Below are 22,854 nucleotides of genomic sequence, written 5' to 3' on the forward strand. Positions count from 1 at the left end.
CGCCTTAAGCCTGTCGCTTATGCGCGGACCAGCCTGCATCAACCTCGCGCCACGCCTCTAATGCGAGGGCCTTGCGATCCGCGAAATCCGTGGCCCGCAAAGGTTCTGAAAACGTGAGATGAACCTGCCCCCCGTATGACAGCGTCAGGATCTCCCAAATGTGCGGGCCCAATTCCATGTCCCCCCACCATCCGTAGAGAGAGGCGGGAAGCCTCTCTGCCGGGTTCCACGCCAGTGCGATGGGTTGTACCGGTACGGTGTCGGCAAAGTCTGGGCTAAAGAAGACCGCGAAAAGAGATGATTTGAACGGCAGAACCCGCTGCCCGTCCGTGCTCGTACCTTCCGGGAAGAAAAGCAGTTGCTGACCTTTTGCGATCCGCTCGGCCATATCCTGTTGCTGACGCCGTGCCGCAGTTGACTTCCGCTCGACGAAGAGAGCGTCCATCAGCTTTGCACACCATCCGATGACAGGCCAACGTGCGACCTCTGCCTTGGGCAGGAACGCGACCTGCCCGATTGAGCACAAAGCGACGATATCGAGCCAGCTTGCGTGATTGGCGACGAAGGCCCCACCGCGCTTTAGAGGTGTTCCATGCAGGACGCGTCGAATTCCAAACAGCCAAAGGCAGCCCCGCGCCCAGAGGCGCATGACCGCATAGCGAGGTTTCGCCCCGCCCAACACAGGCTCAACGCCCTTAAGCAGCGCATAGATCAACACCATGATCAGCAACCACAGCAGGCCCAGCACGAGCCGAAGAACCGCCAGGCCATAGCCAAACGGCCCCAACGGAGGCCGCGGACGCGGTGGTGGTGGCTCGCCCTCAAAAATCTCCACGCTCATGACTTCGCGCCACGAGAGTAGACTTCGCGCGCCTTCGCCGTCATCCGGGCTGTATCCATCAACAGGCAGACATCAACGGTGTTAAAGCCGTGATCGACATAGGCCCCCTCGCCCACAAAACCGCCGAGGCGCAAATACGATTTGATGAGTGGCGGTATGGCCCGCAGAGCGGCCAGCCGATCAATTTCACCAACGGGCACACGATCCATCGGTGCAAAATGGTCCGGTTGCGCACGCACGCGCAGATCAGCCGGGGCAAGGTGATTGTGATGCAGGAATGAAAGGGGCGCAGCCAAAGCGTCCAGATCAGTTCCCGGAAAGCTCGCAACACCGAAGAGAACCTCTATCCCGTGCTCGACCACATAGTCCCCGAGACCCGACCACAGAAGATGCATGGCCATGCCTCCGCGATAGTCGGCGTGCACGCAAGACCGTCCCAACTCCAATGTCTTCCGATCGGGCCCCAACAGCGGGGACAGATCATATTCGGACTGCCCATAAAAACCGATCCCGGCCCGCGCCGCATCATTTCGCATCAGACGATAGACGCCTACGACACCGCGCAAGTCGTCCCCGGCCCTGTCAGGATCAATCAACAGCAAGTGGTCGAAATAGGGATCGAACCTGTCACGTTCCAGACGAAGCTTTGCATCCTCGTCCGGGACCGTCGCCCCCATCTCCTCAACAAACACCTCATAGCGCAGACGTTGGGCAGCACGGATATCGTCATCGGTCTGGGCCAGGCGGACGATGAAAGACGAAGCGGTGATCTGCATGAAATCCAGTACAGGCAAAGAATGTGCCGGGTGGCGGAGCGAACGCAAATCTATGGGTCCGTGCCGCAAATGGCAATGAAATGCCGGCAGTTACGCTTTGTTAACTCATTTGGGGCCAGAAAGCGGTATGGTTTACAAGTCGTGAACCTGGCGGAGAATCACCTTCGAGCCGTCGATCATCAGCTTGCCTGCATGTTCGAAATTGACGGTGATCCGATCGCCGATGACCGACTGGACCTGACCGACGCCCCAATCCGGCTGATCCGGGTGGCGCACCAATGCACCTGGTTCGAGGAACTCGTTCATGTCTGTCGCCCTTGCTACTGTTCGTGTCTCACCCATCAACGCACTGGATGCCATGTCCGTTTCAGAGCCGCAACAATCCGACCTCGCAGCGCTTGTGACAGCGCGCATTTGCCACGATCTGGTCAGCTCGGTCGGCGCGGTCGACAACGGTGTGGAACTGATCAGCTCGCTGGGCGCGGCCCCGCAGCCCGCAGATCTTGCAATGATCGCTGAAAGCGCCCGGACCGCCACGTTGCGCATGCGGATGTTCCGTGTCGCATTCGGCCCGCATAAAGGGGCGGCCATCGACGCCGCGCACTTGCACGAATGCTGCAAGACGGCCCTGTCCCGACCCCGACTGTCCCTCGACTGGCACCTTGATCAGACCGCGCTGCCTCAGCCGGAGGGGCAGTTGCTCTTGCTGCTGGTGATGTGCGCGGAAAGCGCGATGGCGCGCGGTGGCACGTTGGAGGTGCGGCACGATGCTGAAGGGATCACCCTGAAAGCCGTCACTGAACGTCCCCGGATTGACGCGGATGTATGGGCTTGGCTGGACGCGGACGGCCCATCGCACCTGCCAGCCCCGGGACAGGTCCACTTCGCCTTCGCACATATCGCAGCTGAACGCATTGGCTGGCATCTGGCCTGGTCCAGCAGCGGCGACCAACTGACCGTGGCGGCCCGCCGACCCGATTGACGCGGCCGCACGGCTCTGCCACCTCCGGCACAAACACTTTTTTGCAGGACCGGCCCCTATGATCGCTGTTGCCACAGGACATGCCAAAACCTCGCAAGCGGCGTTCGATGTGCTGGAGGCTGGAGGAACGGCAATCGACGCCTGCATCGCAGCAGCACTGATGGCCTTCGTCGCAGAACCGGTGCTGGCCGGACCTTTGGGCGGTGGCTTCCTGTTGCATGTGCCGCGGGACGGGCAGGCGCGGATGCTCGATGCGTTTGTCCAGACACCCATGCGCGCCCGCTCCGATCAAGACATCCGGGCCATTGAGGCGGATTTCGGTACCAGCACGCAGACCTTTCATATCGGCGCGGGCACAGTCGCGGCGTCTGGCCTGATGCCAGCGCTTTTCGACGCGCATGCCGCCAGAGGTCGCATTCCCATGACCGAACTTGCCGCCCCCGCGGTGAAAGCCGCCCGCGACGGCCTCACCCTCACACCTTTTCAGGCCCGGCTGAACAGCATCGTCGCCCCGATCCTCACCGCAAGTACAGGAATCTCAGCCCTCTATGCCGAGGATGGGAAACTCCGTCCCGCCGGCACACAAATGCACAATGCCGCGCTGGCTGACGTGCTCGAAGTATCTGCAATCGAAGGTCACCGCATCTTTGTGGATGGAGAGGTCGGCCAGGCGCTCTGCCAGATGGACGGAAGCCATCTGACCCTGAATGATCTGCGGCGCTACACGGCACAGTATCGCACGCCTCTCAACGTTCAGCGGGGCGATGCAGAGATCCTGCTCAACCCCGCCCCGTCTATCGGCGGTACGCAGATCGCCCTGGCCCTCATGCTGTGTCCGCATCGCGCCAACCCGGTCGAGCGGGCGGCTTGCCTCGCCGCAATCCATGAACTCAGGAGCCAGGGGGAAATCGACACGTCTTCTGCCGTGCTGGGTGAGCTGCGCAGAACGTTGAGCCGGGGTGGCATCCGGCAAACGGGCACGACCCATATTTCTGTCATCGACCAGAAGGGCGACGGGGCAGCGCTGACATTGTCCAACGGAACGGGCGCAGGTCTTCTGGTTCCAGGAACCGGGATCATGCCGAATAACATGCTGGGGGAGGAGGATGTCGTGCCCGGCGGGATCGAGGGATGGCAACCCAACACCCGGCTGACATCCGCAATGTGTCCTACCGCGCTGCGCCGTGCTGATGGTGGAGTTTCGCTGCTGGGGTCCGGCGGCTCCAACCGTATTCGCAGCGCGCTCACCCATGTCGCGCTGAACCTCTTGGATCACGGCATGCGTCTGGAACAGGCCATAGAGGCGCCACGCCTACATGTCGATGGGATACCATCCCACCTCGACGCCGAGGCCCCGCTGCCTGAAGGTGAACTGGTGGCCCTGCGCAATGCATGGCCAGAGATGCTCCACTGGAAAGAGCCCAGCATGTATTTCGGCGGCGTCCACGCGGTGCGCCGCGACCGCACCGGCCGCCAGGTCGAGGCCGCCGCCGACCCGCGGCGAGAGGGCACAGCGCTCTCCCGCTCCTAACCGATCAGGCCGCGCCGCAGCAGATTCAATCCCGCCACGACCAGCACGATCAACGTCGCCCGCCGAAACGTCTCCTGATCCAGCCGATCCTGTATGAACAGCCCCACCGTCATGCCGGCGATCGCAGGGACAACCAGAAGAACCGACAGCGGCAGCGTGAGCCGGTCAAGCACGCCCGTCGCCCCGTGCACGAGTGAGATTGCAGCAAGCCCTAGGGAAAAGATCAGCCCCTGCACGCGGACCTGTTCAACCTTTTTTAGGCCCCGCGCCAGAAGATAGAAAACAACCGCCGGACCCGTTGCACCTGCCAGGCCACCAAATACTCCGGCTGTCACTGCCGCTGCGACAGCGGCACGCGGGCGTGCTGCAAATTGCTCGGATGGTCTCCAGCCAGCCAGCTGGATCACGGCAAAGACGGTAATCCCGAACCCCAGGACCAGAAACAGCGCATCTGCGGGCAGGATCGCGACCAGGGGCGCGACGAGCACCATGATTCCGACAATGCCCAAAATGAACCACCCAAACTTCACAATGCTGGCCACCGCCGCGCGCGGACCATTGCGCAATCCTTGCCAAAAGTTGGTCAAAAGCGCTGGAAGCATGATGCCGGCAATGGCCACGGTTGCAGGCATGATCGACGCGATCCCGCTGATCGCCACCGTTGGCAGAGCAAAGCCAACCGCCCCCTTGATGATACCTGCAACAAACATCGCAGCAGCCGCAAAGATCAGGCTCAGCGGATCAAATTCAGCAAAAACGGGGGCAAAGAAACTCATACCCACTCAATGCGCCCAGAACTGACGTAACGCAACGCTAATAAAGGTGCTACATTTTGAACCAATGCGCATGATTGTTGCGCCGCCAGCATTGACGCTCTGCCATGCCGGCCCTAGTGTCCCTCGCAAATGCAGCATGATTCCGCGCTGCGACATTTGTGATGTGAGGATGCGATGAAAGATATGGTTCCAGGCAACGACACCGCCCGACTGCTCGCCGATGTGACTGCGGCGGTAGACGCGCTCGCAACCCTCAAATCCGATGCCGTGGCGGCACTGGCTGCGCGCGTGGCAGAAAGCTCGGTGGATGCCGAACAATACGCAGCCCACGGCGTCGCCTGGGTCGCGACTTATGTTGAGGCGCTGACCCAGATGGCGGACTGGGCCCAGCGTTTGGGCTCTGACGACCTGTTTGGCGAAATGGAAGCGCTGCTGCTGCAAATTGCCTTCGGTGAATATGCAGCCCAGCTGGCCGGTGGCATCCCGATGAGCCAAGGGGAAATCTTCCGCATCAGCGAGTTGGGTCTCGAAACACCGGCATCCGTCGCAAATCTTGCCAGAGGCAACACGGCAAGCGCGCGCGCCCGCCTGACGGACTTGATGACCGAGCGCGAGGGTATTGCGTCCTACGGCGCGACGGGCCTCGACGAAGAATTTGAGATGATCCGCGACCAGTTCCGACGCTTCGCAAATGATAGGGTCATCCCCCACGCCCACGAATGGCACCTGAAAGATGAGCTCATCCCGATGAGCATCATCGAGGAGATGAGCGAGCTTGGCGTGTTCGGTCTGACCATCCCTGAGGAGCACGGCGGCTTCGGCTTTGGCAAGACCGCAATGTGCGTGGTCTCTGAAGAGCTGAGCCGCGGCTATATCGGCGTCGGCTCGCTGGGCACGCGGTCCGAGATTGCGGCAGAACTGATCCTGTGCGGCGGTACGGTCGAGCAGAAGGCGGAATGGCTGCCGAAACTTGCTAGCGGCGAAACGCTGCCCACGGCTGTCTTCACCGAACCCAATACCGGCTCGGACCTTGGCGCGCTGAAAACGCGCGGTATCAAGGATGGTGATGACTGGATCCTGCGCGGAAACAAGACGTGGATCACCCATGGCGGCCGCACCGACCTGATGACAGTCCTGGCCCGCACGGTTGAGGGCACGGACAACTACGCGGGCCTCTCCATGTTCCTCGCGCCCAAGACGCGGGGGACGGATGAACAGCCCTTCCCGGACGCGACAATCGACGGCGGTGAGATCGAGGTGCTCGGCTATCGCGGGATGAAGGAATATACCCTCGCGCTCGACGATCACCGAGTGGGTGGCGAGGCGCTGCTGGGTGGGGAAGAGGGTAAAGGCTTCCGCCAACTGATGCAGACCTTCGAAAGCGCGCGCATCCAAACCGCTGCACGCGCGATCGGTGTGGCGCAGAATGCGCTCGACCTGTCCCTGCGCTACGCACTCGACCGCACGGCCTTCGGCGCGCCGCTGGCCACAAAGCCGCGCGTTCAGTCCAAGCTCGCAATGATGGCTGTTGAGATCATGATCGCGCGTCAGCTCACCTATTTCTCCGCACGTGAGAAGGATGCCGACCGCCGCTGCGATCTTGAAGCAGGCATGGCCAAGCTCTTGGGCGCCCGCGTCGCTTGGGCCTGCGCGGATAACGGCGTGCAGATCCACGGCGGCAACGGCTTTGCTATGGAGTATCCCATTAGCCGTGTCCTGTGCGACGCGCGTATCCTCAACATCTTTGAGGGTGCAGCCGAAATTCAGGCGCATGTCGTTGCGCGCCGCCTGCTCGACATCGCAGCCAAGGGCTGAATGCTGGACGGGGGGAAGCGGTTGGGCTAGCTGTCATTCCAATCAAGACTGGAACCTGACATGCGCCCGATCCTTCCCCTCTGCCTTATCGCTGGCCTTGCGGCCTGCGCCTCGCCCGAAATCGAGCGTGTCGATCCGTTCCTCAACATCACACCGTCCGAGGCCGAACCGGCACCGGTACTCGCGGCCCGTCCCCTCGCCCCCCGCACGATTGGGGAGGTGGATTGGTCCCTCGCCGTTCTGAACGGCAGGCTCGTGGGCCGGGTGATGGAGGTCAATCTGGGTGGTGGAGTGTTGAGCGGCGATGGCCCCTGCCAAAGCATGCGCGGCAACTATCTGGGCACCGGTGACATCTTCGTGCTTGAGACCTTCATCGTGCCCAATATGCCAACCTGCGAACGCCGGGCGATCCAGACCGAGATTGCAGACGCGATGCTGCTGACCCGCTCTGCCCGCATCGAGGACGGCACCTTGCTGATGCGCGACCTTCAGGGCCGCGTTCTGCTGGAATTCATCGCCATCGACGTCACCCCGGACCCAGAACCGGTGGTAGAGGAGGCAGCGCCTGCCACCTAATTGCTCAGCAGGCGCACGATCGCACGCTCAGCCCCATCACGTGCATCAATCGGGCCAGAGCTTCTGAGCGTGGGCACGACGCGCTGTCGCAGGAAATGTCCCGTCAGACGCAGCGCATCTTTCACGTCCTGTGCACTGGCGTGATCATCTCCCCGCAGAAAGCCCGGCAAGGGCAGCAGCCGATCCGCCCATTCCCCTGCCCCTTCTGCACTCACCGCACGACCCGTGCGGGGAGAGACATATGGCAGGCCCTGTCTCGCGCCAGTCACCGCGCATTGGTCCAGCGATAGACCAAAGCCAAGATCGCCAAGCAGTGCAAACTCCCAAAGCGCATACCGCGCAGGCCAATCCTGCCCGGTGCACAGCGCATCGCACAGCGCCACAGTGCGGTCATAGACATCCGGCATCGGTGCGCGTTCCGGCAAACATGCGCCAGCGAGCGCACAGACCGCGCTGAGCGTCGCCAGCGCCGCCCGATCCTCAAGCAACATTGCCGCGCGGGAGCGCAGCGGCTCGAACGTGAAACTGCCCAGATGATCCTCAATCCGCGCTTTCCACGTTACATCCAACTGGGCGCCCGGTTGCAACAGAGGGGCACGTTTGCGCGATTGGCCACCGCGCACAACACCTGCATGACGCCCCCTTTCGCGCGTTAGCACGTTGATGATCGCACTCGCCTCGCCATGGGGCCGCACGGAGAGAAGCAGCCCGTCTGCCCGCCATTCAATCATGGATGCTAGTCTCGTCAGGGAACGGGCACTTGGTCATGAGACAACTGTGCCTCAACCCAGCCCCTCTTCGTCAAGCAAATGCCGTCCGGCACGGTCCTCAACCTCGATCACCCAGAGGTCCGGGTCGGTGGCCCGCTGGGCAGCCAAAGCCGCCTCAACCTCTTGATCCGCACCATTGGCCAACTCGGCCCAGATGCGGTTGAAGTCGAGGTCATAGGTTCGATGAAAGGCCTTTGCCGATCCGTCGAGCGTCGACAGTTTCACAATCACGGCCCCCGCCGTAGGGTCTCCCTTGGCAACAACAAAGGCCGGAATATCGAACAGGCGCAGGCGCGCCAGATAAGCCGACACCCAGAATTCCGATGTCACACGGGGAGTCACGCTGCTGCCCGTAAGGGGGCTGGAGAAGGATTGACCAAGCCGACAGCGCGTTCGCGGCTGAAACGCTCCACTGGAGCGTTTCCGAGGCGCCGCTCACCCATCGTTGTAGTCGAGGCCGATTTCGGAATAGCGCTCACGCTCTTCCAACCAACCCGGGCGCACTTTCACTTGCAGGAAAAGATGCACCTTGCGCCCGACAAATTCAGCCAGCTCCTCGCGCGCAGCCATGGAGATTTGCTTGATCGTCTCACCACGCGGCCCAAGCGCGATCCCCTTATGACCATCCCGAGCAACATAGATGACCTGGTCAATCTTGACCGAACCATCCTTACGCTCTTCCCAGTTTTCGGTCTCGACTGTCAGTTGATAGGGCAATTCCTGATGCAGGCGCAGGGTCAGCTTCTCTCGCGTGATCTCAGCCGCAATCATGCGCATGGGCAGATCCGCAATCTGATCCTCGGGGTAGAGCCACGGCCCCTTGGGCAGGCGCTCTGCCAACCAGACCCGCAAGTCATCGACGCCATATCCCTTCTCAGCCGAGATCATAAAAACCTGACTGAACTCGAATGCCTCCGTCATCTTCGCCGTCAGGCCCAGAAGCTTGTCACGCGGCACACGGTCGATCTTATTGATAGCAAGGGCGACACGCGAAGGATCGACCTCACGCTCGCGCAGCGCGTCCAGAATGGCCTGCACACCATCGGTCAGACCGCGATGCGCCTCCACCAGCAATACGATGATATCGGCATCCGCAGCACCAGACCACGCCGCCGCAACCATCGCCCGATCCAGGTGACGCCGCGGGCGGAAAAGACCCGGCGTGTCTACGAATACGATCTGACTGTCGCCTTCCATCGCGACACCACGGATACGCGCCCGCGTCGTCTGAACCTTGTGCGTAACGATGGAAACCTTGGCGCCCACCATCGCATTGGTCAGCGTCGACTTGCCGGCATTCGGCTCGCCAATCAGTGCAACAAATCCGGCGCGCGTGCTGTCTGTAGATGTATCGGTCATTGCGTGACCTCCTTTAGCAGCGCTTTGGCTGCAATCTGTTCTGCCTCACGCTTGGCATGTGCCTTACCCTGCGCGGATTGCCCACTGTCGAGCGTCGCGCTAATCGTAAAAGTAGGGCGGTGATCGGGGCCCGAGCGCTCCACAACCTGATAACGTGGTGGGCGCTGGCCCTGCGCCTGCGCCCATTCCTGCAGCGTGGTCTTCGCGTCGCGTGCATCCTCATCGGCAGAGGCGATCTTCTCTGCCCATAGTTTCAGAACGATATCCCGCGCCGTCGCGAAATCCGCATCGCGATAGATGGCTGCGATCAACGCCTCCATCCCGTCGCCCAAAAGGGCCGTCTTGCGCCGACCGCCGCTCTGCGCCTCGGACCGGCCCATCGCAAGTGCCGGACCCAAGCCGATCTTTTCAGCAACGGCGGCGCAGGTTTCCTTTCGGACGAGCGCGTTGAACCGCGGGGCAATCGTGCCTTCATCCGCGGACTTGTCTTCCTGCAACAAAGCTTCTGCGATGATCAGCCCCAGGACCCGATCACCAAGGAATTCAAGGCGTTGATTGTCAGGACGTGCGGCGTTGGACAAGCTTGCGTGGGTCAGGGCGCGGTCCAGCAGCGCCCCATCGCGAAAGCGATATCCCAGCGCCTTTTGCAGCGCCTCACGTTCCGGTTTCAGTGTCACTCAACCCACTCGAAGAAACGATCCGCGCGCCACGTCCAGAATGCAAACATGCTGGACCCGCCAGATGAAAACAGAACGAAATTGGCGCGTCCGATCAGGTTTTCAAATGGCACGAAACCTACACCGCCCGGCGCGCTCTCGATCTCACCATCAAGATTTGCGCGGAACTCGTTGAACTGCGAGCGGCTGAAGAAGCGGCTGTCCACAGAATTGTCGCGGTTGTCGCCCATGAAAAAGAAATGGCCCTCAGGCACTGTGTAAGTGCCTGTATTGTCAAACCCTCTTGGCCCGGTATCGAGGATCAGATGGTCCGGTCCTTCGGGAATGGTTTCAACAAACTGAGCTTTTTCACACTCCGCACCAAGGGCGACGACCCCGTTTGAGCAAGAGGGCGGCTGGCCTCCGCGCTGCGCGATCCGCAGCTCCGTGAACACGCCATCAGGCGTTTGCGAGAGCGGCTCTCCGTTCAGGATGATCTGACCGTTCGACATGCTGATCGTGTCGCCCGGAAGACCGATCACGCGTTTGATATAGTCCACATTCGTCTCTGGATGCGCGAAGACGACAATGTCACCACGCTCAGGCTCCGACCCGAAAATACGCCCTGAAAACGGGCACATACGCGACGTTGGGCAGGAATGCGCGGAGTAGCCGTAGGCGAATTTGTTGACGAACAGGAAGTCACCGATCAGCAGGGTCGGCTTCATGGATCCGGACGGAATGTAGAACGGCTGGAACAACAGCGTGCGCAAGACGCCCGCGATCAGCAGCGCCCAGAATATGGTCTTGAGGGTGTCGAGAAACCCGCCTTCCGCTTCTTTCGCCATGTGCCAACGATCCTTGAGCCCAGAAATACAAGGGTCTTGTCCCTTTCGGGGCGCGCAATGTCAATCCGGGATCGGGCGCGCCTCGATCACAACGATGGCGGAGGCCCAAGGATGGTCATCCGTCAGGCTGACATGGATAATTGCCTCGTGATTTTCGGGGGTTAGACTGTCCAAACGCTCTTTCGCCCAGCCGGTCACCTCCATCACGGGCTGGCCGGTGCGCAGGTTTCGCACGGACATATCGCGCCATGCGATGCCCATGCGCAGCCCTGTTCCAAGCGCCTTGGAACAGGCTTCTTTCGCGGCCCAGCGCTTGGCATAACTTTCGACCGTATTGGCACGATTTTCGGAGCGGCGTTGCTCTAGTTCTGTGAAGACGCGGTCGCGGAACCGGTCGCCAAACCGGTCGAGCGTGCGGCCGATCCGCTCGATATTCGCAAGGTCATTTCCGATGCCGATGATCACGAAAAGCTCCCAAAAACGGTGTGCACAACCCGTACACAAAGCGTGCACAACCTGTACACCGGTTTTGCAGACATCAGGGTCGGCGCCGCGCATCCATTTCGTCGAGCCGAGCGGCAAAAGCATCGGCCTCTAGCCCTTCATTCAGGGCCGAGCGGAAAGCGGCCTGCTGGGTCTGAGGTGCCAATCCGTTTGTGGGCGGATCGCGGTCGAGATTGGTCGGAAAGGAATAGCCCTCCGCCGTAGCCGATATTGCAGCATCCAGTTCCGCGCGGGCCAGCGTGCCAGACCGAAGGGCGGCCAGCGCATGGGGGTAGAGCAGCTTGCACATACCGGTGCGGTCCACGACCTCCATCGCGCGTCCGAAGGCCGACGACACCTGTAGCAGATTCACCATGCGGTGGATGTCGGCGCTCGAATTCGAGCCTGCGGCGTGAAAGAGCGCGGGACTGAAGAACACGGCATCCCCCTTTGACAGCGGCAGCTGGATGCATCGCTCTTCGAACACCGCCCGGAAATCGGCGCGGCGCCATGCTGCATATCCCGGCCGGTAGAGTTGCGAGAACGGAAGCAGTTTTGTCGGACCACTCTCAATCGGAATGTCGCAATGGGCAATGCCGCCTTGCAGCGTCATTACAGGCGACAGGTCATGGACATGGGCGGGGTAGGCCCCGCTAACCTCTGCCGTCTGAAAGCCAAGGTGATAATCGCGATGAGCCTGCTGGGCCGCACCGCCGGGATGAACCAGGTTGATCTGGGCCGTCATCTGATAGTTTGGCCCTAACCACGCCTCACACACAGCATCGATGGAGGTGTTCGCGAAGTAGTGCAGGAACGTCTCGGGATCATATTCGCAGAGCTTTTGCAGACTGTTCCAGATGCGATCATTTGCGCCCGAGGCAGCGAAGTGATCGGCCCCGCCGCCGTCACCGGATTTTTCTGCCGCGATGATAGCGTCGTAAGCGACCGTCGCTGCATCAATCGGTGAAGTGTCCGAATAGGCCGTTTTAAGAACGAGCGCCCCCGCACCGTATCGCAGGACCTGTGCCCATTCGGCCATGAGGGTTCTACGGGCAGAAAGGTCGCTCAAATGGTCGCGCAGCGCACCCATATCGTAGATCGGCACGTTTTCTTGGACGTCCGTGGCATGTGGAACGCTGTCAGTGGCGGTGGTCTGAGCGAGGAGTGCTTCAAACTCTGACAGGTCGCAGGCCTCTGCGTCGAAATAGCCGGTTTTGGGGGTTTGATCGTCGAGCATCGCGCTATCCTCATCCACTGTCGTGCTGTTGAGAGAAGCCTAGCGGCTGGAACGCTTGCGAAGATCGGCAAAACGCATCAAAAACACATCAATGACCCACCGCTTCCCGATCAAAGAGATTGCCCGGCAGGCCGGTGTTGGCCCGGCCACAGTAGACAGGGTGCTGAATGGGCGTGCCCATGTCAGCGCCCAGACCAAGGCGAGGGTGACCGCAGCCATCACAGAACTCGAAGCGCAGGAATCGCTGTTGGCAGCGCGGGGTCGGCGCATGTTCTTCGATTTTGTCATGGAGGCCCCGGACAGGTTCAGCCGAGAGGTGAAGACAGCCGTCGAGACGGTCACCCCGGAGATCAGCGCCGCCGTGTGCCGCGCGCGATTTCGACTGGCGGAGACGATGAGTGATGAGGAGGTGGTCGCCACGCTGAACCGGATCGCACGCCGTGGCAGCCATGGGCTGTGTCTGAAGGCGCGGGACAGTGCGCCGATCCGCGCCGCTGTTGCCCGGCTTGCCGAGGTTGGCATTCCGACGGTCGCACTGGTCACCGATGTCACCGGGCGCGTGGCCTATGTCGGGGTCGATAATGCCAGTGCCGGGCGCACGGCCGCCTTGCTGATGGGGCTGAAGTTGACGCAAGGCGCACGGGTTCTGGCAACGCGCAGTGGGGCCGAGTTCTCTGGCGAGGAAGAACGGCTGACGGCCTTCCGCGACGCCCTCGCGCATTATGCGCCCGGTGTGGAGGTGCTGGATTTTTCCGGGGGTGGTGGCGTGTATGAAAGAACCGCACGCCTGCTGAGCGCAACACTGGCCAAGGTGGGCGCGGTTCACGGGGTCTATTCTATGGGCGGTGCGAACCGTGCGATTTTGGACGCGATGGACGCCGCCCACCTGAACGCGAGCCTGTTTGTCGCACACGATCTGGACCGCGCCAATCGCGCCCTGATCGCATCGGGTGCGATCGACATAATCCTGCATCACGATTTGCGAGCGGACATGCAGAATGTCTTTCGCGCGTTCCTGCACCATCACCGCCTTGTCGCAGGTCAGCCAGAGGATCTGATGTCACCGGTTCAGGTTATCACGCGGGAAAATTGCCCGCCGCGCTAGGCCTGTCAGTTGATTGCGATCTCGTTCAGGTCGCGATCGAGCGTGAAGCGCAGCACGGCGTCATCGCTTAGCCCACTGTCGGGATTGTGGCGTTGGATGGGCAATGTGAATTGGGATTGGGTGTCTGAGAGACGCTCGACCGACACCTCCGGCAACACCATTCCCGCAAAGCCGAGGCCGCGTTCATTGAGTGAGATCAGGCTGCAAAATGAACCCGGTCCGGCAATCGGGGCCCATGTCACCATCAGGTGCGCCCACGCGACCGCAGGCTCACCGGTGTCGAGCGCGATCAGGCGAACCGCCCCATCTTCGAACACGCGGGTCGCCTCCTCCCCCGGCCAGGCAAGATTGCGGGCGTTGGCCTGCCACGTGTCGCAGTCCCCCGCATGTTGGGCCGCCGCGGGTGCGGCCAGCAGCATGGCCGCGAATAGGCTTCTCAAAACAGTCATAGCGCCCCTCTCGCCTGATAAGGATCAGCGGGCAGTGTCCATCAAGCGGCGCATATGGGCAATGGCCCCGTCGAGACCGGAAAAGATCGCCTCGCCAATCAGGAAGTGGCCGATATTGAGCTCCATGACCTGAGGAAGGGCTGCGATGGGCTGCACCGTCTCGTAACTGAGGCCGTGGCCTGCGTGAACCTCCAACCCCAGATCGTGGGCGAAGGCGGCCATTTCGGTGAGGCGGGCAAGCTCTGCGTCCCGTTCCTCAAACCGGCCTTCGGCATGGGCGTCGCAATAGGCGCCGGTGTGCAATTCGATCACCTGCGCGCCGATGCGGTTGGCCGCCTCGATCTGGCGCTGATCGGCGGCAATGAAGATGGACACGCGCGAACCAGCCTCAACCAGCGGGGCGATGAAATGGGCCAGGCGGTTTTCATCCTGTGCAACCTCAAGCCCGCCTTCGGTCGTGCGCTCCTCCCGCTTTTCGGGAACGATGCAGACGGCATGGGGTTTGTGGCGCAGAGCGATGGCCTGCATCTCATCCGTGGCGGCCATTTCGAAGTTGAGCGGGACGGTCAGGGCCTCCATCAGCGCGTCGATATCCGCATCACCGATATGGCGGCGATCCTCGCGCAGATGGGCGGTGATGCCATCGGCGCCCGCACGCTCTGCCAGTTTGGCCGCGCGCACAGGGTCGGGTGTCGCCCCGCCACGGGCATTGCGGACGGTGGCGACGTGGTCGATGTTCACGCCCAGACGCAATTTATTCACGCTCATGCTCCAACTCCTTTGCCAGTGCCGCCTGCGCGGCCTTTGCGCGTCGCGCGAACTTTGCCATGCGCCGTTCGCGTCGCCTGCGCTGATAGGCCCGGACGATGGGGCGCGCCACGTAATACGATGTCACACCCGCGATCAGACCGGGGATCAGTCCACCGATAAGATAGGGCACGAACAGGCCAAAAAAGAAGTCTGATAGCAGATCCCATGAAGAAGTTTTGTATCCAAACAAAGACTTGACCGACCGCCACAGCCCGACAAAGGCCCCGGCGAAGCGGTGGGTCACCTCGACATAGTTCCCCGGCGCCGGTCCGTTGGCGACGATGCTGCCGAACCACAAAGAGACATAGCCGATTGCCGGAAAGGTCAGCGGATTGCCAAAGAACGTCCCAATCACAGAGGCCAGCACATTGCCGCGCAGCAGGACCGCCAGCAGCATCGCGACGACGATGTGAAATCCGAAGAAGGGCGTGAAGGTAACGAAAACGCCGAGGGCCAGACCCAGAGAAACCTTATGCGGACTGTCGGGAATGCGACGCAGGCGGTGCCCGATATATTCCACCGCACGTGCCCAGCCCCCTCGGGGCCAAAGGCCATTGCGGGCCCATTCGAGCCAACCCAGCGGTTTGCGTCGCTTAAAGACCATAATCCCCGTCAGTGGCCGTTGGTTTCAATCCGCGCCTTAGGAACGCGTCTCTGACCTACGCTCCCGCACCACCTCTGTCACCGCCGAATCCGCTTCGATGGCGGTCATGATGCGAGAAAGGTGGGTGACGTCCCGCACATCAACACTCAAACGCACCACGTAGAAATCGGGTTTCGGGTCTTCAATGCAAATGTCGCTGATATTCGCGTGATGCTCTCCAATCAGGGAGCACAGCCGGCCCAGAACGCCGGCATCATTGGCCATCGTCGTCACGAGGTCGGCAGTATGATTGCCAAGGCTTTCGCCCGCCCCCCAGCGCAGATCCACCCAACGGTCGGGCGATTCGTCGAAGGCGACCAGTTCAGGGCAATCAATCGCATGCACCTGCACGCCGCGACCGCGCCACGTGATGCCGATGATCCGTTCGCCCGGCAACGGCTTGCAGCAGGGCGCCGCCTGTGCGGATTGCCCTTGTGTCAGGCCGATCACCCCGTCCTTGCGGGTGGTGTTGGGGCCCAGTTCCTCAAGCGATAAAAGCTCGGGGTAGAGGGCCTGAACGATCTGGTTGCCCGTCACCTCTGCCGCGCCAAGCGCGCGCAGCAGATCATCAGCATCGGAGAAATTCAGCCGCTCTGCCGCTGTGGCCATGGCACGGTCTGACAACGACTTATCAACCTTGTCGAGTGCTGCGCGGGCAAATTCGCGGCCAAGCCGGATCTGGCTGGCCCGTTCTTCCAGACGTGCGAAACGGCGGATGGCGGTCTTCGCCCGTCCGGTGACGACAAGATCGGCCCAACTGGCCTGCGGCGTCTGTCCGGGGGCGGAAATGATTTCAACCGATTGCCCGTTGCGCAGCCGCGTGAAAAGCGGGCGGCGCTGGCCGTCTACCTTGGCCCCAACGCAGGAATTGCCCAGATTCGTATGAATCGCATAGGCAAAGTCGAGCGGTGTGGCCCCGCGCGGCAGTTTCACGACGCGACCCTTCGGCGTGAAGCAGAACACCTGATCGGAGAACATTTCCAGCTTCACATGCTCAAGAACCTCGGACGGGTTCTCTGCCGTGTCGAGGTCTTCGCGCAGGGATTGCAGCCAGTTTGCAGGATCTGCGGCGAATGGGTTTTCGAACCGGATGCCGTCCCGATAGGACCAGTGGGCCGCGACACCGGTTTCATTCACCTCATGCATCTCTTCAGTGCGGATCTGGATCTCAACCCGGCGTGCCTTGCGGCCCGACACGGTGGTGTGGATCGAGCGGTACCCGTTGGATTTCGGCTGGCTGATATAGTCCTTGAATCGTCCGGGAACGGCATTCCAGCGGCGATGCACCAGACCGAGTGCGGCGTAGCAGTCCTCTTCGGACTTGGTGATGATGCGGAACGCGAAGATGTCGGAGAGGCGATTGAACTCTCCATCCTTCTCATCGAGTTTGCGCCAGATTGAGAAGGGCTTTTTCTCTCTCCCGGTGACGAGGGCGTCGATGCCTGCGGCAGTGAGCAGGTTTTCGATGTCTTCAACGGTGCGGTCGATCACATCGCCGGTTTCGTTCTTGAGCGTGATGAAGCGCCGGATGACGGACGACCGCCCTTCCGGGTTCAGGATACGAAAGCACAGATCCTCAAGCTCTTCTCGCATGGACTGCATGCCCATCCGGCCCGCGAGCGGCGCGTAGATGTCCATCGTCTCTTGCGCCTTTTGAACCTGCTTTTCAGGGCGCATGTGCTTGATGGTGCGCATGTTGTGCAGGCGGTCGTTCAGCTTGACCAGAACGACGCGCAAATCCTCTGCCATGGCGAGGATGAGCTTGTGGAAATTCTCGGCCTGCTTGGTCTCTTTCGAAGAGAGCTGCAGGTTCGTCAGCTTGGTGACACCGTTGACCAGATCGGCCACTTCCGCGCCAAACAGGCGGCGGATTTCAGGCAGCGTCGAACCGGTATCCTCAACCGTGTCGTGCAGGAGGGCGGTGACGATCGTGGCATCATCCAGCTGATCGTTCACGACCATACCCGCAACGGCGAGCGGGTGTGTAAAATAGGGTTCACCCGAATGCCGCCTTTGTTCACCATGCGCATGTTGCGCATAGGCATAGGCTGCCTCGATCAGTGCACTATCGGATTTGGGATTGTAGGCTCGGACGCGCGCCGCAAGGTCCGGCGCGCGTGGGCTGAAAAGGACAGGTTCAGGTGACCCGTCCGCCATGGTGTCAGCGTTCGCCTTGCGCGTCCATCAGGGCACGCAGAAGGGATTCTTCGGACATGTCGTCCTCGGACGGGGCGTCGCCGCCATTGTCGCCCATGAGCAGAGCCATCTGATCCTCTTCCGGCTCATCCACCTCGATCTGGCGCTGGTTGGATTCGATGGCCGCTTCCTTCAGCTGGGATGCGGTCAGCGTCTCATCCGCGATTTCGCGCAGGGCCACGACAGGGTTCTTGTCGTTGTCACGCTCAACAGTGAGCGGGGCGCCCGAGCTCAACTCACGCGCGCGATGAGCCGCAAGCATGACCAACTCGAAGCGGTTGGGAACTTTATCGACGCAATCTTCAACAGTGACGCGAGCCATGTGTGGCCTCCACTCTCATCCAGTCTCGGTGAAAGGTATCAGATAACTTGCCGTGCGGCGGGATGCAAGGGCGCAGCCTCAGCGCGCAAGTTGAATGATTTCAGCGCGTTCTGCCGGTGCGAGGTCTGCAAGCATCTGCGAAACGGTCCGCTCCGTCACGGGATGGGTCCAATCTGGGGCAATATCTGCCAGCGGGACGAGGACGAATCCCCGCTCGTGCAGGCGCGGATGGGGCAGGATCAGCTCCTCCGGCGGTGGCGGCGGCGCCCCGTCATAGCGTTGTGCCATCCACGCACGGACAGTCGAAATATCCGGGAGGATCTGCTGCCCCGCCCCCAGCAGATCGAGGTCGAGAGTGCGCGGACCCCAGCGCACATCGCGCGTCCGCCCCGCCCCGGCCTCCACCTCATGCAAGCGCGTCAGCATTGCCTGCGGGGTATCGGAGCTGATCAGGCAGGCCGCGGCGTTGACGAAATCAGGGCCGGATCCGGGGGGAAAGGCAGGCGTTGTGTAGTAGGCGCTGACAGCCTCAACACGGACATGATCGCAGCTGAGCGCGGCAAGAGCGGCATCGAGAACAGCCGCCCTTTCCAATGGTGATCCAGCCAGATTTGCGCCGAGCGCGATCAGGTAATGCATGTTTACGTCACAATCCTACTTTGCAACTGCCGCCGATTTTTCTAACGTGAGACATTGTATTACGGGTCCGAGCGTTTTGCGGACAGCTTTGAATTTTTGAATGTATTGGAGAAGGTCGTGTTTTATCGGGATGAGCGCCTGGCGCTGTTCATTGACGGATCGAACCTCTACGCGGCCGCGAAGGCGCTTGGGTTTGACATTGACTATAAGCTTTTGCGTTCGGAATTCATGCGCCGTGGCAAGCTGCTGCGCGCGTTTTACTACACCGCCCTGCTGGAGAATGAGGAATATTCTCCGATCCGGCCACTGGTCGACTGGCTGAACTATAACGGTTTCACCATGGTCACAAAGCCCGCGAAGGAGTTCACGGATGCCGCCGGGCGGCGGAAGGTGAAGGGCAATATGGATATTGAGCTGGCCGTCGATGCGATGGAGATGGCCCCGCATATTGATCATATGGTGCTGTTCTCGGGCGATGGGGATTTTCGCCCACTCGTCGCGGGCATCCAGCGGCAGGGTGTTCGGGTGTCGGTCGTGAGCACGATCCGTTCAAACCCGCCGATGATCGCGGATGATCTGCGCCGCCAAACGGACAATTTCATCGAGCTGGATGAGCTGCGCGACGTGATCGGCCGCCCGATGCGCGAGCGCCCGGCAGAGGACTGATCTCAACCACTTGTTAGTCTTCTCACGCCACCATCGGCCATGTTTGGCAAAGGATGGAGGCGGGATTGACGGTTGCGACGGCGCTGCGGGTTTTGGCGATGGAGATCTATGCCGCCGTCTCAAAGGCGCAATATGCTGCTTCAATGCTGGCCCTTGCGATCCAGCAGCTTCGCGCAGGCAGTGTGACGTTAAACCGCGACACAATTGGGGCGGCACGGACTGATTTGCGCGATGCCCATACAATGCTGGTTGAGCATGTGCCGCGCAGGGTCGCCGAACTCGACCCGGATGCCCCGAAAAATCTGCGAGACATGCGCGGCGCCTCCGTGCGGCTGCTGGAGCGATTGCTCGATCAGATGCCCGACAGCATCTCCGATGATCAACTCGCACAACATCTGCATGATCGGGGCGTGGACACCGCCCTTCTGGTGGGCGAGATCAGTGAAACATTCGGTCAGTACCTTGCCGAAATGCAGTTGCGTGTCGTCACCACCTCTCAGCAGCGGGCGCGGATCAATGAATCCACGATTGGCGATCTGCTCAACCAATTGAGCAACATGGGCACGAGTATCGAGCTGATCGCAATCAACGCGGCAATCGAAGCCGCGCGAACCGGCCCGGCGGGCGCAGGGTTTGCGGTCATCGCACAGGAGGTGCAGTCCCTGTCGGGGCAGATGGGATCGGTGGTCAGTGCCGCGCAAGAGGAATTGCGCGGGCTTTGACCTCGATCAAACCATTCACTGCGCAAATTCGACATGGTGGGGCAAAGGGAGACCTCCAATGCCCAAAACGCCCTATGTGCCCCCTATCCCCCCGCGCATCCGCGCCATTGATCTGGAAGATGTGCGCGCCGCGCTGCGAGCGGGGGTCGACGATTTCAAGGCGGAGCCAAAGTTCGGCATTGTGATTGGGCTGATCTACGCGCTGGCAGGCATCGCAATGATGGCGGGAATTGGCGGAGCGGCCCCGATCTGGGCGATCATTCCATTGATGCTGGGCTTCCCGCTGGTTGGTCCCTTTGTCGCTGTCGCCTTTTACGAGATCAGTCGCGCGCGCGCCGAGGGACGCGCGCCCACATGGGGTGACGTCTTGCGACTGATGCTTGCGCAGCGAAACCGAGAGCTGGTCTGGATGGCGATGGTGGTCCTGTTTGTCTTCTGGATCTGGATCTATCAGGTCCGCCTGCTGCTGGCCTTATGGTTGGGCTTTGCCGCGTTCAGCGATCCGGCGAGTTTCGCAAGCGTCGCCTTTACGACACCGGCTGGGATCGGGTTCCTGATCAACGGCACAATTGTCGGCGGATTGCTGGCACTGGTGCTATTCTCGCTGACCGTAACAGCCATTCCGCTGTTGCTTGATCAGGATCGGGACATTGTAACAGCCATGATTGCGAGTGTCCGCTCCGTCCTCGCTTCACCCCGGCCGATGTTGAGCTGGGCTGTGTTTGTGGCGATCTGCCTATTCATTGCGATGCTGCCAGCCTTCCTTGGGTTGGCGATTGCACTGCCAATCCTGGGCCATGCGACCTGGCATCTTTACACAAAGACCGTGGAGCGATCCGGGGGCTGACGCAAAAAGCGCGGCGGCAGTATTTCGCATTAAAGACCGGCACCCTATACTCTGCTCAACAAGTGGAGATGCCGATGCCGCCCCTGACCCTCTATCTCGCCGCGCCGCGCGGCTTTTGCGCAGGCGTTGACCGCGCCATTAAGATCGTCGAAATGGCCCTCGAAAAATGGGGCGCACCCGTCTATGTGCGCCACGAAATCGTGCACAACAAATACGTTGTCGATGATCTGCGCGATAAGGGCGCGGTCTTTGTCGAAGAACTGGATGAGTGCCCGACCGATCGCCCGGTGATCTTTTCGGCGCATGGTGTGGCCAAATCGGTCCCGGCTGCGGCAGAAGCACGGCAGATGCTCTACGTCGATGCGACCTGCCCCCTTGTCAGCAAGGTTCATATCGAGGCCGAGCGCCATCATGCCAACGGCCTGCAAATGGTCATGATCGGGCATGACGGGCATCCCGAGACGATCGGCACGATGGGTCAGTTGCCTGATGGTGAGGTTCTGCTGGTCGAGACCGCGGATGATGTGGAAACGCTTGAACCGCGCGACCCTGAAAAGCTGGCCTTCATCACGCAGACCACGTTGAGCGTTGATGACACCGCCGATATCGTGGCCGCCCTCAAGGCACGTTTCCCCAATATCGTCGGGCCGCATAAAGAGGATATCTGCTACGCGACCACGAACCGGCAGGAGGCCGTGAAGGCCGTCGCGCCAAAGGTGGATGCGTTGCTGGTGATCGGTGCGCCGAACTCCTCGAACTCGAAACGTTTGGTTGAAGTTGGCTCGCGCGCCGGGTGCTCTTATTCGCAGTTGGTTCAGCGCGCGGTCGACATTGACTGGCGCGCCCTGGACGGGATCAAGACGCTTGGGATCACAGCCGGTGCAAGCGCACCGGAGGTTCTGATCGAAGAAGTGATCGACGCCTTTCGCGCCCGCTATGACGTGACTGTCGAGATTGTGGAGACGGCGCAGGAGCGGGTGGAATTCAAGGTGCCGCGCGTGTTGCGCGAGAGGGTCGCGTGAGCCTGCACCTCCCCCTTCGGACGGAGGATTTGGGATGATCAGCGTCGGATTTCTGGTAACGGCCCTGATCGTGGTACTCGCGCCCGGAACCGGGGTGATGTACACGCTCTCCGTCGCATTGACGCGCGGGTTTCGCGCCGCGATTGCCGCGGTGATCGGGTGTACAGCGGGAATTCTGCCGCATTTGCTGGCCGCCGTCTTTGGCCTTGCTGCTGTGTTGCACGCCAGCGCGCTGGCCTTTCAGGTCGTGAAATATGCAGGCGTGCTGTTCCTGCTGTGGATGGCCTATAAGACCTGGACGGATCGCAGCCCGTTGGGTGAGGCGGAGGTGTCGGAGCGGGATGCGGTGCAAATCGCCGTGCGCGGGGCCCTGATCAATGTCCTCAACCCCAAACTGTCGCTGTTTTTCCTTGCCTTTCTGCCGCAATTCGTCGTGGCGGAGGCGGGCAATGTGACGGCGCAGATGCTGCTGCTGGGCGGTGTTTTCTCAGCGATGACGGCTGCTGTGTTTCTGATCTACGCGTTCTTTGCCAGTGTCGCCCGCCGCAAAGTGTTGGAGAGCACGCGTGTCATGACGTGGATTCGGCGCGCCTTCGCACTGAGCTTTGGTGGGTTGGCCATGCGGGTCGCGCTGGACAGAAGTTAGGATTTCTTAACACGGCACCGAACCAGAGACGGGTTCGTGCGTTGATTGACTGTCCCGATCCCTTCCTGAGAAGGTTCGGTCGAGGACAGCGATGACGAACCCCATAGGGATCGGGCTCATCGCGAGGGGTCGGGGGC

The 22,854-nt window shown here is 61.2% G+C and carries 27 protein-coding genes; 10 read left to right on the forward strand and 17 right to left on the reverse strand.

From position 1 onward, the window contains the following. Positions 1-4: 4 nt before the first annotated feature. From POI8812_RS12615 to POI8812_RS12625, 3 genes are all read right to left on the reverse strand, one after another. Complete coding sequence (locus POI8812_RS12615) at positions 5-841, reverse strand: lysophospholipid acyltransferase family protein (RefSeq protein WP_108782945.1); 837 nt, start codon at positions 839-841, stop codon at positions 5-7. Continuing rightward, positions 838-1,617: an L-ornithine N(alpha)-acyltransferase gene (gene olsB / locus POI8812_RS12620; RefSeq protein WP_108782946.1), complete on the reverse strand. Its 780-nt coding sequence runs from the start codon at positions 1,615-1,617 to the stop codon at positions 838-840. The genes POI8812_RS12615 and olsB overlap by 4 nt, the downstream gene beginning before the upstream one ends. 132 nt (positions 1,618-1,749) lie before the next feature. Further along, a complete protein-coding gene (locus POI8812_RS12625; protein ID WP_108782947.1) occupies positions 1,750-1,923 on the reverse strand; it encodes a DUF3553 domain-containing protein in 174 nt (57 codons plus the stop codon). Between POI8812_RS12625 and POI8812_RS12630 the strand changes: the two genes are divergently transcribed. Both POI8812_RS12630 and POI8812_RS12635 read left to right on the forward strand, forming a co-directional pair. Continuing rightward, positions 1,922-2,599 (forward strand): histidine phosphotransferase family protein, encoded by a 678-nt coding sequence (locus POI8812_RS12630; protein ID WP_108782948.1) that lies wholly within the window; start codon positions 1,922-1,924, stop codon positions 2,597-2,599. The genes POI8812_RS12625 and POI8812_RS12630 overlap by 2 nt on opposite strands. 58 nt (positions 2,600-2,657) lie before the next feature. Then, positions 2,658-4,130 (forward strand): gamma-glutamyltransferase, encoded by a 1,473-nt coding sequence (locus POI8812_RS12635; protein WP_108782949.1) that lies wholly within the window; start codon positions 2,658-2,660, stop codon positions 4,128-4,130. Here POI8812_RS12635 and POI8812_RS12640 read toward each other — a convergent pair. Continuing rightward, the gene (locus POI8812_RS12640) at positions 4,127-4,906 is read right to left on the reverse strand and encodes a sulfite exporter TauE/SafE family protein (protein WP_108782950.1); all 780 of its coding nucleotides are present in this window, start codon (positions 4,904-4,906) and stop codon (positions 4,127-4,129) included. The two genes, POI8812_RS12635 and POI8812_RS12640, sit on opposite strands and share 4 nt — an antisense overlap. 174 nt (positions 4,907-5,080) lie before the next feature. Between POI8812_RS12640 and POI8812_RS12645 the strand changes: the two genes are divergently transcribed. Beyond that, entirely contained in the window at positions 5,081-6,721 is a 1,641-nt protein-coding gene (locus POI8812_RS12645) for an acyl-CoA dehydrogenase family protein (RefSeq protein ID WP_108782951.1), read from the forward strand. A 60-nt stretch (positions 6,722-6,781) separates the two neighbouring features. Then, a complete protein-coding gene (locus tag POI8812_RS12650) occupies positions 6,782-7,297 on the forward strand; it encodes an META domain-containing protein (protein ID WP_108782952.1) in 516 nt (171 codons plus the stop codon). Here the strand turns inward: POI8812_RS12650 and recO are convergent. From recO to POI8812_RS12685, 7 genes are all read right to left on the reverse strand, one after another. Next, positions 7,294-8,025 carry a DNA repair protein RecO gene (recO, locus tag POI8812_RS12655; protein WP_108783226.1) on the reverse strand — a complete coding sequence of 244 codons (732 nt, stop codon included), beginning with the start codon at positions 8,023-8,025 and terminating at the stop codon, positions 7,294-7,296. The two genes, POI8812_RS12650 and recO, sit on opposite strands and share 4 nt — an antisense overlap. Positions 8,026-8,079: 54 nt before the next feature. Further along, positions 8,080-8,409 carry a DUF1491 family protein gene (locus tag POI8812_RS12660; RefSeq protein ID WP_108782953.1) on the reverse strand — a complete coding sequence of 110 codons (330 nt, stop codon included), beginning with the start codon at positions 8,407-8,409 and terminating at the stop codon, positions 8,080-8,082. 93 nt (positions 8,410-8,502) lie between these two features. Then, positions 8,503-9,426 carry a GTPase Era gene (gene era, locus POI8812_RS12665; protein ID WP_108782954.1) on the reverse strand — a complete coding sequence of 308 codons (924 nt, stop codon included), beginning with the start codon at positions 9,424-9,426 and terminating at the stop codon, positions 8,503-8,505. Further along, entirely contained in the window at positions 9,423-10,103 is a 681-nt protein-coding gene (rnc, locus tag POI8812_RS12670; protein ID WP_108782955.1) for a ribonuclease III, read from the reverse strand. Before rnc ends, era begins: the two co-directional genes overlap by 4 nt. Continuing rightward, entirely contained in the window at positions 10,100-10,930 is an 831-nt protein-coding gene (gene lepB, locus POI8812_RS12675) for a signal peptidase I (protein ID WP_108782956.1), read from the reverse strand. Before lepB ends, rnc begins: the two co-directional genes overlap by 4 nt. Positions 10,931-10,990: 60 nt before the next feature. Continuing rightward, positions 10,991-11,395, reverse strand: a complete 405-nt coding sequence (acpS, locus tag POI8812_RS12680) for a holo-ACP synthase (RefSeq protein WP_108783227.1) — start codon at positions 11,393-11,395, stop codon at positions 10,991-10,993. A gap of 73 nt (positions 11,396-11,468) precedes the next feature. Continuing rightward, positions 11,469-12,650 (reverse strand): phytanoyl-CoA dioxygenase family protein, encoded by a 1,182-nt coding sequence (locus POI8812_RS12685; protein WP_108782957.1) that lies wholly within the window; start codon positions 12,648-12,650, stop codon positions 11,469-11,471. A gap of 91 nt (positions 12,651-12,741) precedes the next feature. On the opposite strand from POI8812_RS12685, the gene POI8812_RS12690 reads away from it, so the two are divergent. Beyond that, positions 12,742-13,755 (forward strand): LacI family DNA-binding transcriptional regulator, encoded by a 1,014-nt coding sequence (locus tag POI8812_RS12690; RefSeq protein WP_108782958.1) that lies wholly within the window; start codon positions 12,742-12,744, stop codon positions 13,753-13,755. Between the two features lie 5 nt (positions 13,756-13,760). On the opposite strand, the gene POI8812_RS12695 is transcribed toward POI8812_RS12690, so the two are convergent. The 6 genes from POI8812_RS12695 to folK form a co-directional block, all read right to left on the reverse strand. Next, positions 13,761-14,204, reverse strand: a complete 444-nt coding sequence (locus tag POI8812_RS12695; RefSeq protein ID WP_146186169.1) for a hypothetical protein — start codon at positions 14,202-14,204, stop codon at positions 13,761-13,763. A gap of 24 nt (positions 14,205-14,228) precedes the next feature. Continuing rightward, the gene (locus POI8812_RS12700) at positions 14,229-14,972 is read right to left on the reverse strand and encodes a pyridoxine 5'-phosphate synthase (protein ID WP_108782960.1); all 744 of its coding nucleotides are present in this window, start codon (positions 14,970-14,972) and stop codon (positions 14,229-14,231) included. Then, positions 14,959-15,618, reverse strand: a complete 660-nt coding sequence (locus tag POI8812_RS12705; RefSeq protein WP_108782961.1) for a DUF2062 domain-containing protein — start codon at positions 15,616-15,618, stop codon at positions 14,959-14,961. The genes POI8812_RS12700 and POI8812_RS12705 overlap by 14 nt, the downstream gene beginning before the upstream one ends. Positions 15,619-15,654: 36 nt before the next feature. Continuing rightward, positions 15,655-17,814 carry a RelA/SpoT family protein gene (locus POI8812_RS12710; protein ID WP_108782962.1) on the reverse strand — a complete coding sequence of 720 codons (2,160 nt, stop codon included), beginning with the start codon at positions 17,812-17,814 and terminating at the stop codon, positions 15,655-15,657. 4 nt (positions 17,815-17,818) lie between these two features. Continuing rightward, positions 17,819-18,175, reverse strand: coding sequence for a DNA-directed RNA polymerase subunit omega (rpoZ, locus tag POI8812_RS12715; protein WP_108782963.1), 357 nt, complete (start codon positions 18,173-18,175; stop codon positions 17,819-17,821). 78 nt (positions 18,176-18,253) lie between these two features. Beyond that, on the reverse strand, positions 18,254-18,814 hold the full coding sequence (folK, locus tag POI8812_RS12720) for a 2-amino-4-hydroxy-6-hydroxymethyldihydropteridine diphosphokinase (protein WP_108782964.1): 561 nt from the start codon (positions 18,812-18,814) through the stop codon (positions 18,254-18,256). 117 nt (positions 18,815-18,931) lie between these two features. On the opposite strand from folK, the gene POI8812_RS12725 reads away from it, so the two are divergent. From POI8812_RS12725 to POI8812_RS12745, 5 genes are all read left to right on the forward strand, one after another. After that, positions 18,932-19,480 (forward strand): LabA-like NYN domain-containing protein, encoded by a 549-nt coding sequence (locus POI8812_RS12725; RefSeq protein WP_108783228.1) that lies wholly within the window; start codon positions 18,932-18,934, stop codon positions 19,478-19,480. A 65-nt stretch (positions 19,481-19,545) separates the two neighbouring features. Further along, positions 19,546-20,202, forward strand: a complete 657-nt coding sequence (locus POI8812_RS17880; protein WP_211310381.1) for a methyl-accepting chemotaxis protein — start codon at positions 19,546-19,548, stop codon at positions 20,200-20,202. 58 nt (positions 20,203-20,260) lie between these two features. Then, positions 20,261-21,049, forward strand: coding sequence for a DUF2189 domain-containing protein (locus tag POI8812_RS12735; RefSeq protein WP_108782966.1), 789 nt, complete (start codon positions 20,261-20,263; stop codon positions 21,047-21,049). A gap of 68 nt (positions 21,050-21,117) precedes the next feature. Then, entirely contained in the window at positions 21,118-22,071 is a 954-nt protein-coding gene (gene ispH, locus POI8812_RS12740) for a 4-hydroxy-3-methylbut-2-enyl diphosphate reductase (protein ID WP_108782967.1), read from the forward strand. 34 nt (positions 22,072-22,105) lie between these two features. Further along, a complete protein-coding gene (locus POI8812_RS12745) occupies positions 22,106-22,717 on the forward strand; it encodes a LysE family translocator (protein ID WP_108782968.1) in 612 nt (203 codons plus the stop codon). Positions 22,718-22,854: the final 137 nt, after the last annotated feature.

Origin of the sequence: Pontivivens insulae (genome assembly GCF_900302495.1) — a bacterium.
Taxonomy (GTDB): Bacteria; Pseudomonadota; Alphaproteobacteria; order Rhodobacterales; family Rhodobacteraceae; genus Pontivivens; species Pontivivens insulae.

Bases quoted from the DNA above. Each gene is read 5' to 3' on its own strand.
- POI8812_RS12615 (WP_108782945.1), bottom strand. From the start codon at position 841: ATGAGCGTGGAGATTTTTGAGGGCGAGCCACCACCACCGCGTCCGCGG.
- olsB (WP_108782946.1), bottom strand. From the start codon at position 1,617: ATGCAGATCACCGCTTCGTCTTTCATCGTCCGCCTGGCCCAGACCGAT.
- POI8812_RS12630 (WP_108782948.1), top strand. From the start codon at position 1,922: ATGTCTGTCGCCCTTGCTACTGTTCGTGTCTCACCCATCAACGCACTG.
- POI8812_RS12625 (WP_108782947.1), bottom strand. From the start codon at position 1,923: ATGAACGAGTTCCTCGAACCAGGTGCATTGGTGCGCCACCCGGATCAG.
- POI8812_RS12635 (WP_108782949.1), top strand. From the start codon at position 2,658: ATGATCGCTGTTGCCACAGGACATGCCAAAACCTCGCAAGCGGCGTTC.
- POI8812_RS12640 (WP_108782950.1), bottom strand. From the start codon at position 4,906: ATGAGTTTCTTTGCCCCCGTTTTTGCTGAATTTGATCCGCTGAGCCTG.
- POI8812_RS12645 (WP_108782951.1), top strand. From the start codon at position 5,081: ATGAAAGATATGGTTCCAGGCAACGACACCGCCCGACTGCTCGCCGAT.
- POI8812_RS12650 (WP_108782952.1), top strand. From the start codon at position 6,782: ATGCGCCCGATCCTTCCCCTCTGCCTTATCGCTGGCCTTGCGGCCTGC.
- era (WP_108782954.1), bottom strand. From the start codon at position 9,426: ATGACCGATACATCTACAGACAGCACGCGCGCCGGATTTGTTGCACTG.
- lepB (WP_108782956.1), bottom strand. From the start codon at position 10,930: ATGGCGAAAGAAGCGGAAGGCGGGTTTCTCGACACCCTCAAGACCATA.
- POI8812_RS12685 (WP_108782957.1), bottom strand. From the start codon at position 12,650: ATGCTCGACGATCAAACCCCCAAAACCGGCTATTTCGACGCAGAGGCC.
- POI8812_RS12690 (WP_108782958.1), top strand. From the start codon at position 12,742: ATGACCCACCGCTTCCCGATCAAAGAGATTGCCCGGCAGGCCGGTGTT.
- POI8812_RS12695 (WP_146186169.1), bottom strand. From the start codon at position 14,204: ATGACTGTTTTGAGAAGCCTATTCGCGGCCATGCTGCTGGCCGCACCC.
- POI8812_RS12700 (WP_108782960.1), bottom strand. From the start codon at position 14,972: ATGAGCGTGAATAAATTGCGTCTGGGCGTGAACATCGACCACGTCGCC.
- POI8812_RS12705 (WP_108782961.1), bottom strand. From the start codon at position 15,618: ATGGTCTTTAAGCGACGCAAACCGCTGGGTTGGCTCGAATGGGCCCGC.
- POI8812_RS12710 (WP_108782962.1), bottom strand. From the start codon at position 17,814: ATGGCGGACGGGTCACCTGAACCTGTCCTTTTCAGCCCACGCGCGCCG.
- rpoZ (WP_108782963.1), bottom strand. From the start codon at position 18,175: ATGGCTCGCGTCACTGTTGAAGATTGCGTCGATAAAGTTCCCAACCGC.
- folK (WP_108782964.1), bottom strand. From the start codon at position 18,814: ATGCATTACCTGATCGCGCTCGGCGCAAATCTGGCTGGATCACCATTG.
- POI8812_RS12735 (WP_108782966.1), top strand. From the start codon at position 20,261: ATGCCCAAAACGCCCTATGTGCCCCCTATCCCCCCGCGCATCCGCGCC.
- ispH (WP_108782967.1), top strand. From the start codon at position 21,118: ATGCCGATGCCGCCCCTGACCCTCTATCTCGCCGCGCCGCGCGGCTTT.
- POI8812_RS12745 (WP_108782968.1), top strand. From the start codon at position 22,106: ATGATCAGCGTCGGATTTCTGGTAACGGCCCTGATCGTGGTACTCGCG.